The sequence below is a fragment of the Mesorhizobium sp. B2-4-13 genome (genome assembly GCF_006658535.1).
GTDB classification, from domain to species: Bacteria; Pseudomonadota; Alphaproteobacteria; order Rhizobiales; family Rhizobiaceae; genus Mesorhizobium; species Mesorhizobium australicum.
Map to the genome: position 1 here is coordinate 512,888 of NZ_VFVB01000002.1, position 12,057 is coordinate 524,944.

The following is a 12,057-nucleotide window of genomic DNA, read 5'->3' on the forward strand; positions in this document are numbered from 1 at the left end:
CTCCTAACGCCTCAGTGCTGCGATATGGTCAGGGCCTCCGTGGGGCAGGCCGAGCCCCAGTGTCACGAGGTCGTCACCGCCGTCCGGATCCTGGATTATATGGAACAACGCAAGCCCAGGATGGCCGCGCGGCCTCCAACTCTGCCCGCCCTGCAGGCGCGGCACGGGTGTTTTCCCGTGAAAATGATAATCTATCAGTTGGTCGCCGAGGTACCCGCCATGCCCATAACCGCGGCTGCCCCATAACGTGTTGAGTTGGTCGAGTGGACCCAAGCCACGCTCCATCGAGCGAATGCCTGCGGCGCGCAGTCTGTCGTCGGTCGCCGGCTGTTGCCCTGATCGTATGGCAATGTGAAAGCGGGGCGCGACGCGCGCATCAAGCTGCGACCAAGGCAGATCGGGTTTGTCGGTGGCGTGAAAGCCTGGCGCATGAGCGCCCTTGGTCATAGCATCCCAAAGACGGAGGTACGCGGCTATCGCATATGGGCACCCCTGCGGCTTGATAGCATAGGGTTTGGGCGCAACTCCGGGCGGACGGAACAGACGATCTGAAAGGCCGAGCCCATGCTGGAGGCTCACCCAGCGCCGGCTTAGTTCATCTTCCGGGTTTGGGTCGTGACGCGTATAGCGCAACGCATCGAGCAACTCGGCAAGTTCGAGTAGGCTAATCGTGTCCTGACGAATGAGGCCGATGCCGCGGGCCGGGTCGATTTGGGTCCAATCGCCGGTAGCGAGGGCATCTGTCGCAAGCGCCAAGTTGTTCTCGGCGAGGTTCGGGTCGACGCGCTCGACAATCCGGATCTGTGGGCTTGGGCCCGGACTCAGCGGAACCTTGCGCGTCTCCACCTTGCTGGTGGCGACGAAGTTCTCGCCTTCAAGCACCAGCGTTCCGGCAGCGGTGGCGTCGTTCTCCATGGCCATTCGCTGCAGCACGAGCGACTTCAGCGCCTTGTCGCGCTGATTGTACTGCTCGAACAGAGAGAGTTGGTCGGAGTGAAGGAACACCCGGCAGAACGGAAGATACGTACCCCGGTACCCAAACCATCGCTGCATTTGCATCTGAGTATCGGCCGCAGGCTCATTGCTGCTGCGCAGAAAGATGCTTGTCGTGAGGCCTTCGACGGTCAGGCCGCGCGAGAGGATGTTGCCGGCAACGAAGATCGTGAAGATGTCGTCCGGCGCGCGCCAGCCTTCCGCGTCCAGCGACGGGTCGAAGTTCGGCCGGTCATCCGCGTTCGGATCGCTGTTGAGCACGCGTAGCGCTATATGTGGAAATACCTCGTCCTCGAGCAGTTGGCGAACGTCGGGCCAGCGATCCGCGCCGAGCGCAGGAAAGGCGCCATGCGGTAGCCCGGCGAGTGCCATTCGTGATTGCTCGAAGCTGCCAAGGCAAGCACGCCAAGAATCCTCCTCTGCGGCGAGACGGCGCGCCAGGCCAGCGGGATCAAGCCGCACGATTGGGTCGCCGCGCTCATCTTCCGGGAGGTCAACCGTGCTCTCCTCCCCGGGCAAGCTCAGCGACCAGCGCGCAAGATCCTCAGCCGCCTGAAAGTGAGCGTCCTTTCGCGCAGAGGGGTGAAACATCATCGTGTGCGGGCGCGGCAATACGGTCTTGAGCGCCTCGACCGTCTCAAAAACGTGGTCCACGAGTGGCGACAGACGGCGATTCTCGAGCAACAGCCTCGCGGCACCGGCAACGAGATAGTGCCGCATCGCATCAGAGATCATCTGCCAGCGCAGATGAGCCACCCGTGCGGCGTAATCGAACTCGTGCTCGCCGGGCTGCTGGATCGGGAAAGGTGAGGCGACAGCGAGCGGGCCACGAAGTCCCGTGAGTTGCTCATAGTAAAGATCGCCGCCGCAATAATAGCCAGGAAGCCCCTTTGGCTCGCGATAAGTCAACTGGCGTGGCTCAAGGTCGCCGGTCACTCCAGGAACGCGCAGCGCTGCGCTGAACTGCCGCGGTGCCAAGGGATTATGCGACTCCTGTAGGTAGTTGGCCTGCGGCGTCGCGGTGTAGGCGACATAGCTTGCAAGCAGCTTGCGGTGACGGCTCGCCGAATTGTGATGGCTTCCGCTCCATAGGGCCGCGATGAATCGAGGTGTAATCTTTTCCGATGCAGCGCTGTCCAATACAGACGCATCGTCCGCCTCGTCGTCGAGAACAAGCATCGTTGTGGGATGGTCTCGTGCATCAAGTGTTGATTCGGGAAGCACTGTGACGAGCATACGCGCGAGGTGGTTAAGATGCTCGTCGAGCTTGGGGACGACGATAACCATCGGCCGGCCTTCTCGCACCGCCAAGGTAGCTTTGGACGATTTCAAATAGCTGGTCGGACCGAACCGCTGCTCACCTAAGACGTCTTCAGGTAGCGGAAGCAGTAAGCGTTTGTCACCGCGCTGGTAAGCAGTTTCGAGTGTCGAACCGTCAAGTTGGCCGAGCATGCGTTGGTATGTCTGGAGCCAAAGCCCGACCCGGGTGCCGGCAAGCAGCACGACGACATCGACACCGCGATCGAGCGCCATGCTAGCGACCGCCAACATGCTCGCCGTTTTGCCGGATTGGACCGAGCCAACGACCATTCCCGTCCGCACGCCTTCGTCTGACCATGCGGCGGAATCAAATGACCCATTTTGCCCCGGTAGCGCGCCCTCGGCGATGTAGCGCGCGTCTGCCTCGAGCACCTCCAACGCCGTGTCAGACAACTGGCTAGCTGCACTTCGCCGGTAACGCTGCCACCATCCGATTGGCGACGTTTCGTTTGGCAGCGCGACCTCACGCACTGGCCGAATTGTCACCGAAGATTGGGGGGAAGGCTCAGCCATCAACCTGCAGCGCGCGCAGTTCAATCAGCCCATCGACCGCGGAGGTGCCGAATTTTTCTTCCAAGACTATTTTGACCTCCGTGGCGGAAACATCAACCGCTTCCAATATGCTCAGAAGCGAGTCGGAGATATGCTTCCACTGTGTCTTGTTCTGCGTACTTTCAGGCCCTTTTTTGGTCGCAGTGACCTCGCGGACGGCGACGCGGCGATCGAGCAGGCGTCCTTGCTTGCCGAGGAGCACTAGCACCAAGCACGCGCCGATACTCGCAACGGCGCCAAGTTCTTCCCACTTACTCGCCTCCTTCTTGCTCTGGAACTTCGGATGCCAAGCCTGCTCAGCCTTAGCATGTAGTTCGATAGCGTCGACCAATGCCCGCGCTAGTTCAGTAAGCGCTTGGATCGAGCGTAACCTCTGAAGCTTGGTATCTATCGCATCGAGGAATGAGTCGATGTGCGCAGCAGTAGACGGCGCTCGCAGTTGGCCGCGAGAGCGGGTGGAATGGAGCAGCGTTGCCAGCATCCACAGAAGGATTTTCGTGCGCCGGAAGCGCGCAATGCTGAAGCCCATGTCCGTGATCACTTGGTGCGCGAAGGCCGGATCGATGCCGGCAGCCACTGCATATTCGGCCATAGCCGGTTCGTTGCGATCTCCGCCTATGAATAGCATCAATTGAACGATCTTGAGATGATTATAGACGGCGTTGCGAATCTCTTCAGCATTCAGCTTGACGCCCTGCTTGTTGTAGATCGTGAAGACCTTGTGGATATCGCGAACGTCAGTGTCCTCATATTTGAGGATCGGGATACGATATTCAGGCGCGCTCGATGCGAATAGCTTTCTTACCGAGGTTGGCTTGCCACCGATGAGTGTCTGAACCTCCCTCAGTTCGTCGTAGAACTTGCCTGAAAGCGGATGGAGCGGATCCTTCTTGTCGTAAGTACCGGTTTTGAACGGCAGGTAATTTTTGCGAATGTCGTCGGTGGTCAGTTGGTGCTTCTTGGCAAACTTGCGAAAATTAGTGCGAAACAGTTCAAGATCATTCTTCCGCTTCGCGAATTCAATTGCGCTGGGATGCGCGCCAACAAAGCGCAGCAGCGAGGTTAGTCGCTGCTTACCATCCACGATCTGCAACTTGTCGCTTTTGTCGCCGCTCATGCTGGCAAGGATGATCGAGGGGAGCGGGATTCCGCGGAGGACCGATTCAATCAACTTCTGCGAGTCGGGGTTCGACCATATATACTCGCGCTGATAGGATGGGTTGAGGTCGAGATCATTCTCCATCGCGCGATCGGTAAACTCGACGATGGCCCAAGTTGAGACAGTCGCTTTGATGTTTGGGGGCTCGCTGGATTCTGGCTCATCCCAGGCCAAGTCCCATTCGTTTGAGGCGGCCTCGCGCGTCGCGCCTTCGTCGATCGCTTCGACGAACTGCTGGCTTCGCTCGTCGGCTCTCACCAGCCGCAACTCTAGTAATTGGGCGCCAGCATCTGTCATGCTCACGACGCCGTCGACGACGCTATACAGACGAGTCTCGGCATCGGTTGCAAGCTGATCGAATAGGACCTTGGCTTGCTCGACGGCGTCCGCCGTCCGATCCAAAGTATCTTCGAGATAGAGCCAGCCTTGTATCTCAGCAACCCGAACGAGCCAGCTATTATCCTCGAATCCAACACCAGAGGCGTCAAACCCGCTCGGCGGCAAAGCCGAGACACCGGTGGGAAGCTGGGCTCGCTGCGAAAGGGCGCTCAACAGCCGTGCGATATCGCCAAATTCAATCTCGTCCAAAAACCCCTCCCACAGCCCTTCACGCGCATCGTCGGTAGAATTGCCGTGCGCGAAAATCGAGCACAACGCAACCGGTTGCGTCGCTGTGCTTCTCTGGCTGACGTCCTGCTTGGAAGTCTGTTACATGATTCGACAGATGGATTATTAACGATTCGCCACGCGCTGAGGGGAGATTAATGCACAAGCTCAGGTTCGTGGACCTGTTTGCGGGGCTTGGCGGATTCCATCTTGGGATGTCGCGGCTCGGCCATGACTGTGTGCTCGCTTCCGAAATCGATCCCGAACTCCGCGATATCTACCGCCAGAACTTTGGCATCACGCCGCACGGTGATATCCGCGGGATTGATCCCAAGGACGTGCCGAGTTTCGACGTGCTGTGCGGCGGCTTTCCTTGCCAACCTTTCTCAAAAGCCGGCGCGCAGGCGGGGCTCGCCTGCGAGCGTAATGGCGACCTTGCCAGCGTGGTCGTGGATTGGATCAGGAAGCATCGGCCAAACTTCGTAATACTCGAGAATGTCGCGAACTTCGAGCGTCATGATGGCGGCCGGACCTGGCGCTGGCTCGATCGCGAACTGCGGCATGCCGGCTATCCGCTGGTCCAGAAAATGGTGCTCTCTCCGCACCGCTTCGGCATTCCGCAGATCCGTGAGCGACTGTTTATCGTCGCGGCGCGGGACCCTCGGACAGTGTTTAGCTGGCCTGAGCCATTAGATACGCCTACCAGCATAAGTTCGGTGTTGAGCAAGCCACAGCCTGGGTCGCGCATCTCGTCCAAGATCGAGCAGGCGATCGAGGCTTGGGCAGAGTTCGTGCGGCTTTACCCTAAATCGGCGAAGAAGCCGCATTTTCCCATCTGGACCGCCGAGTTTGGCGCGACATATCCCTATCTCACCGTGGCGCCGATGGCAGCGCCGGATGCCACGCGCCGGCATCGGGGAAGTTTCGGTGTGCCGCTCGCCGGCTTGGATCATGCCGCGCTTGCGGCCGCCCTGCCCCCCTATGCGCGCGACACGCGCGTCTTCCCTGGCTGGAAGAAAGGGTTCATCGACCTCAACCGCCAACTCTACAGCGAGCATAAGAACTGGATCGATCGCTGGTTGCCCAAGCTGGAAGGCTTCGAGCCAAGCTATAAAAAGTTCGAGTGGAACTTCGATGCTGGCATCAAGGATGTCTGGGATAGTGTCATCCAGATGCGTGGATCTGGCATTCGCGCCAAATCGCCCCAAACGGCGCCGGCGCTGGTTGCGTCGAGCACCTCGCAGGTTCCCATCATAGGCTGGGAGCGACGCTACATGACTGCGCGCGAATGCGCGGAACTCCAGGACATGGGCGAGTTGGCAACCTTGCCGCGCACCTTCACCGGCACGACGCGCGCGCTCGGGAACGCGGTCAACGCGAGGGTTGTTGAGCTTGTTGCTCGCCAGCTTGTTGGGGCTGCGCCGCATCTCTCCCTTGTCGTGAATGGCTAGTATGGTTGATGATTTAAAGCGGGTGAGCATCCGCCCCGGCGTCAGCTTGCTGAGCGTGCTTCCGCACCTCAACTACAAGCCCTGGTACGCGCTAGCGGAGTTCGTTGACAACGCTATCCAATCCTATGAGTCCAATCGCGCGGCCCTCCGCAAACTTGAGGGTAAGGATTGGACGCTCGCGATTGACATCGATATTGATGCCGAACGCAATATGATCGTCGTGCGCGACAACGCCGCCGGCATTTCACGCGACGCCTACAGCCGCGCCTTTCGGCCCGCTGAGGCGCCACTCGACGCAAGTGGCCTATCTGAATTCGGCATGGGCATGAAGAGCGCCTCAGCCTGGTTTGCCCCGCGCTGGACAATCCGCACCTCCGCGCTGGGAGAACAAGTCGAGCGCACCGTGAGTTTCGATATCGCATCGATCGTCGCGGACACGATCGAGGAGCTTTCGGTGGTCAGCGCAGCCGCGCCGCGCGACAGCCATTTCACAGAAATCGTACTGAGTGACATTCGGCGCGCGCCGAAGAGCCGAACACTCGCCAAGATAAAGGATCATCTTTCGAGCCTATATCGAAGCTTCATAGCGCGCGGTGACGTTGTCATCATGCTCAACGGGGAGCGACTGTCGTTCGAGCAGCCCGAGGTGCTTGTCGCCCCCTATTGGCGCGACCCGGCTGGCGCGCATCGCGAGTGGCGCGTTCCGGTGAAGCTATCGCTTGATGCCGGCCGCCGTGTAGAAGGCTGGGCCGCATTACGCGCCAAGGGCTCCACAACCCGAGCTGGCTTTGCATTGCTGCGCCGCGGCAGGGTTATCGAGGGCAGCGCCGATGAGCCTTATCGGCCACGCGAGCTGTGTGGCGCCTCCAACTCCTTTGCGTTTCAGCGCCTGTTTGGCGAACTCACTCTGATTGGATTCAATGTAAGCCACACTAAGGACGGCGTGCGTTGGGACGAGGCCGAAGAAGAGTTGATCGCCAAGCTGAAGGCGTCGCTTGCCGATCGGCGGATGCCGCTACTCGATCAGGCGCAGAACTGGCGTTCGGGCGAACAGGAGCGCGCCCTTGCAGACGTCGTGCCGCTCGTACCTAAGTCTATCGGAATCGAGCGCGTAGGGACGGCACATCTGCGGTCGGACGCGCGCATCACCACTCGTGCGGCTGAAGCTGGCACGAACAACTCACGACGTATGACGATCCCGCTCGGTGAGGTGCGCTGGGAGGTCGATGTGACGCTCGACCCCGCCGGACGTGACGAAAGGTGGCTCGATATCAGCGAGCCGCCTGGTCAAGCCTCCGGCGAGCGGCGCCTCGCGGTGCGCTTGTCTATGGGCCATCCATTCTCGAGAAGCTTCATGGGCGAGGCGGGCGCGATTAACGAAGGAATAATCAGGCTCGCGGTTGGTCTCGCAGTCTCCGAAGCCATCGCACGAGATGATGGCGTGCGTTACTCCGGCCGGATCCGTAGCTCGCTAAACGAACTGCTGCTGATGGGTCTGGCGGACCGCTGAGGCTCAGCCGAATTAATCCTAGAGAAGAATGACGGCCTGCGCGCATCGCCCAGTTGGTCGATTTTAGAATGCACACTCGGCGCCTCGAACAACATGATCGACAGTTATACGCCATGCGATCAGACTAAGACATCGCTCTAGCATCCTCCGGCGTCTGCCGTTCTCGACCGGCATTACAATTCGCTCGTGTTATTGGGCGTATCCGACGCTGGCTTTCAGAAGGCATTTATAGGTCCGGAAGATTTTCCGCAGACCAGCCTATCCCGGAACACTATCGGCAAATATCTGTGATCCGATGCGCTGCTCAAGCACGTGCTGGAAAGCGCCGGGAATTCTCGATCGAGAAGTCGCGATCGATGAACTGCTGATAGTGATCCAGGCGAAAGTCGATGGAAGCGCACCACGGTCGAAGGTGGCAGAAGGCTCAACTTTCCACGCACCTTGACAGTCGATCATTAATGCCGCATATATGCAGCATCAAATCACTGGCGGAGGCTTAAGTGAGCGAGTATACTCCAACGCAGAAAGTGGGCGCAGCGTTAGCTCGGCTCCGAGTTGAAGCGAGTGTCACGCAAGCGATTCTGGCAGAGAAGTCCGGACTGGACCAGAGTCGGATTTCCCGCATCGAGAAGGGTGAGGTCGTCGCGAGTGCGGATGTGGATCGGGCGCTGGAAGCTCTCGAGGCCCTTGGGGCACCCAATGCCAAAGCATTCAAGGAGTACGCGGGCCGTGACTGGCAGCACATCGAGCCACCGTCATTTTGGAACCCTGAGCGTACGTGCTTAGAGATTACGGAAGAGACGCTCGACGAGGTTGAGACCTTCCTGACTAACGACGACCACCCGTGGCCTCTGCGTCGTCAGATCGAGCGGCAACGTGACTCACTGCTGCGCGCGGCAAGCTTTCTAGGTCGACTTAGTCATAATGTTGCATTCATAGGCGATATGGGTGTCGGCAAGTCCACGGCCATCAGCTTCATCTTCGACCTACTTGTTCCCACATCTCTGGCCGACAAGGCGATCAATAGGCCCGTGCTAGAGACAGGGGCTGGCGGCACTACGATTTGCGAAGTGCACATTAAAGGCGGGCCAGAGTTTGGTATTTCGCTACTGCCCATGAGCGACGCCGAGATGCGGGAGACTGTTTCTGACTTCTGCGCGGCGAAATGGGTCGCTAACACGAGCGAAGGCCGGGAAGCAGGGGAAAGCGTCGGCGTGAGCCGAGAGGCGGAGCGCGCCATCCGCAATATGTCTGGGCTGGGGCGCAAGCGTGAGACGGTTGAGGGCAAGATCGTCTATCAAGATCCCGTAATTGACCTTGCCAAGTCGAGCAGTAGTGAAGACGAATTCCGGACCCGCGTCCTCGCTTTGATGAACCTCGATGATCGGACGCGTCGCGAACTGTGGTACGACAGCTCGACCCGGAAGCATCCCATGGAGTGGGTCACTGAAACCTTCAAGGCAGTCAATAATGGGCGCCTGAAGGAAGTGCCGCTACCGAAGAGCATTGACCTGCTCATTCCGAACTTCGGTCGGACATTCGGCGAACTCGAAATTACCGTCATCGACACCAAAGGAGTTGACGACGTTGCAGTGCGCGAGGATTTGGACCACCGACTAAAGGACCCTCGGACAGGCATTGTCTTCTGCTCACGGTTCAATGACGCGCCGGGAACCAGTACGCGCGTGCTGCTTCAGCACATGCGCCAGACCTTTTCGGATCGCTTCGACACCGGAAAAGTGTCGATCCTGGCGCTGCCTCGATCTGAAGAAGCCCGCGCTATGAAGGACGACATTGGCGAACAGGCACTGACGGATTCGGAGGGCTACGAGTTCAAGCAGATGCAGGTATCGTCGGAGCTGTCGGCTGAAGATCTCGCCGGGGTTCCCATGCTCTTTTACAACGTCGAGGCGGACGACGCCGCTATAACGCGCAGCGACTTGTTCGGGCAGTTGAGCCGGATGAGGAAGGCGGTTGAAGAGCGGCTTTTCGACCTGTGTGCGGCATCGCAGGACATCATCAAGAACCATGAAGCACAGGCACTGAACGCCGCTATTGAGGAGGTCGCCAACAGGCTCAACACCTTTCTTAGAGGCAATCGGGCGTTAGGAGCACGCGAGCGGTTAGCGCATGTTGACGCGATTAGCACAATCAAGGGCGTTCGGTATGCGTCGACGCTTTGGGCGTCCACAAGGCGGGGCGGTGATTACACAGGACTCAACGTCGTTCATCTGGTCGGCGTCGGCGCAGCACGAGACGCTAAGCTGCGCAGCGAAAGCTGGTTCAACGGCCTTAATGCGTTCCTGAAGTCGCTGAAAGCGGACGAAGGTCTGTCGCTGGCCATCCGTTCGATCGACCAGATCGCCGCGAATGCCGCAGCCTCGAAGCGCGCATTCTTGGAAGCGGCCCAGCTCGGAGGGGTCGAGGTCTACCGAGAGCCTCTTTCACAGTCGCCTGTTTGGTCGGCTTGTGCTTCTGAGTGGGGCCGTGGCCCTGGCTTTAAGCTGCGCGTGGCGGACCGTCTAGAGAACTGGTTCGCCAAGGAGGCGAAGTTGAAGGATCGTCTTGAACAGATGATCAGCGGGCTGTGGGAACAGACGGTGATTGCCCCTCTGGAGAGGCTTGTCGATGAGAGCGCGCCGGAAGCCGATCCCACGACAGGCAACGTCATTCCTTTCAAGGGGCGTATGTCGGCCTGAGAAGAGGAATATTGGGCGGCCACCAGAGCCGGTCGCCGATTATGGACGAAGATCGACCCTTTCGGACACCGGTCAAAGGTTTAGCTGCAACGCAGAGGCCTTCGGTGTCCTGAAGCCATGTTCCGAAATCTATTGTCGTGATTTGAGGGAATACGGAGGAAGGATTGCATTGTAATGGCGCAACTTGACCCGCGGCTGTTGGGGCTTATCGAGACCCTGGTTCAGAAGCGACTCGACTGGCTTGCTTTCGAGCTAGTCGAGGCGATCCAAGCGGGGCGGGCCAAGGAGGAGCCGGAGACGGCCCTCGCGGCCGCCCGCGTGTCCATTCGCAGCGATGCGCAACCTAAAGCACAGGGGGAGCCGCAAACGGTCATAGCGATCGTCCAACCGATCGAAGGGGACGCTCAGATCGAGTGGGCCGCGACCTATGTCGCCGAGCGGCTAGACGCTGCCCTCGCCCAGTTGGGCTGGTCGATGGATGGCTTGGACGCGATCATCGATTCCGACCGCCCGCTAGGCGGGCACGATGCGAAAGCCGATACCGATTTGGATGCCCGCCAAAGCGGGATATTGCTTGTCGACGATGTCGGGACACGGAAAAGTGGCCGCGACGATGTGGTTGTCGCCAGGGCGAGCGTACCGTCGCTGCGCACCGGCCTGGCAGTGTGGTCTGCGCAAGCCCGCGGACAGGTGTCATCATGATGGTCCCGTCGGTCGAATCTGCGCTCGACACGATTGTTGGCCGGGTGACGACGTTGGAGCATGCGTCGGGGGCCGGTCGAATTTTCGAACTATTCGTGATGACGAACCTTGCGCGCGGGCTGCAGGATGCCGGCTTCACCGTTTGGCTGCAGCGCTCGAACGGTACCGAGATTCTACCAAGCGATAGCGATCGCCGCTTCATCCAGCGTGGCGGTGCGCCAACCGGGGTGTCTCCAGCCTCTGCCGGGCCAGACAACGCTAGCGTGATCGGCTTCCGGTGGCGTAGGCGGCCCAAATGGGAGATTTGGAACGGCATCCAATTTGGCGGCCGGAGTGGCGCATCGCATGAGATTGATATAGCGATCGTCCCAGCAAGTGTCGGCGCGGCACTGCGCACAGCGGGTGGCGTCCCAGTCGGCCGCCCCCGGGTTGCCATCGAGTGCAAAGATGTCGAAGCCACGGGGAGCCTAGACGAAATGCGCGCGTTCCTGGCCCGGCTCTATGACGTCACTCTGCTTCACGCCCATCATCGGCACATGACCTATCCAGCGCCGCGCGCGCTGCATCCGGGCAGTCCCAATGAAGCGAAGCATCGCGCGATTGTGACTTATTGGCAGGAGAATAGGCGGACGAAGAACATCATCGCCCGACGTACCGGCTTCGTCTCAGGCACTGTACCCCTGGCGGACTATCACCGGATCGAACCGCATCAGAATATCAGCGTGGGGAGTAGCACCGTGAATGATCTCGTAGCGTCGGTCGCCGAATGGGCTCAGCGGAATGTCTGACGATTTCACGCGCGAGCATGCCAGCGCTGTCCGTCCGCTCTCAGGTCAACAACTGGCTTACGAACTCACAAGAACGTCTGGTCAGTGTAAAATTAGTCTTTCACACTAAAGGGAACATTCGAGGGATGTGATCCCCCGCCGACAAGAGACAACTCTCCAAAACGGTGGGGCGTAGGTCGATCTCTACAAACTTACCACCTAACACGGTCAACTCGTCAGGCGAATCGACCGGCTCCGGGGTGGACGCCCCGAGAGCCCGCAATTCAGGGTGTAACTC

The 12,057-nt window shown here is 59.5% G+C and carries 7 protein-coding genes; 5 read left to right on the top strand and 2 right to left on the bottom strand.

From position 1 onward, the window contains the following. Positions 1-3: 3 nt before the first annotated feature. Positions 4-2,706 carry a Z1 domain-containing protein gene (locus FJ936_RS06600; RefSeq protein WP_181763100.1) on the bottom strand — a complete coding sequence of 901 codons (2,703 nt, stop codon included), beginning with the start codon at positions 2,704-2,706 and terminating at the stop codon, positions 4-6. 112 nt (positions 2,707-2,818) lie between these two features. Beyond that, positions 2,819-4,612, bottom strand: a complete 1,794-nt coding sequence (locus FJ936_RS06605; RefSeq protein ID WP_141906259.1) for a DUF262 domain-containing protein — start codon at positions 4,610-4,612, stop codon at positions 2,819-2,821. Between the two features lie 176 nt (positions 4,613-4,788). Between FJ936_RS06605 and dcm the strand changes: the two genes are divergently transcribed. From dcm to FJ936_RS06630, 5 genes are all read left to right on the top strand, one after another. Beyond that, on the top strand, positions 4,789-6,081 hold the full coding sequence (gene dcm, locus FJ936_RS06610) for a DNA (cytosine-5-)-methyltransferase (protein ID WP_141906260.1): 1,293 nt from the start codon (positions 4,789-4,791) through the stop codon (positions 6,079-6,081). Between the two features lies 1 nt (position 6,082). Beyond that, on the top strand, positions 6,083-7,591 hold the full coding sequence (locus FJ936_RS06615) for an ATP-binding protein (RefSeq protein ID WP_181763101.1): 1,509 nt from the start codon (positions 6,083-6,085) through the stop codon (positions 7,589-7,591). Positions 7,592-8,091: 500 nt separating this feature from the next. Further along, positions 8,092-10,290: a helix-turn-helix transcriptional regulator gene (locus FJ936_RS06620; protein ID WP_141906262.1), complete on the top strand. Its 2,199-nt coding sequence runs from the start codon at positions 8,092-8,094 to the stop codon at positions 10,288-10,290. Positions 10,291-10,464: 174 nt separating this feature from the next. Beyond that, positions 10,465-10,992 carry a hypothetical protein gene (locus tag FJ936_RS06625; protein WP_141906263.1) on the top strand — a complete coding sequence of 176 codons (528 nt, stop codon included), beginning with the start codon at positions 10,465-10,467 and terminating at the stop codon, positions 10,990-10,992. After that, positions 10,989-11,780 (top strand): hypothetical protein, encoded by a 792-nt coding sequence (locus tag FJ936_RS06630; protein ID WP_141906264.1) that lies wholly within the window; start codon positions 10,989-10,991, stop codon positions 11,778-11,780. Before FJ936_RS06625 ends, FJ936_RS06630 begins: the two co-directional genes overlap by 4 nt. Positions 11,781-12,057: the final 277 nt, after the last annotated feature.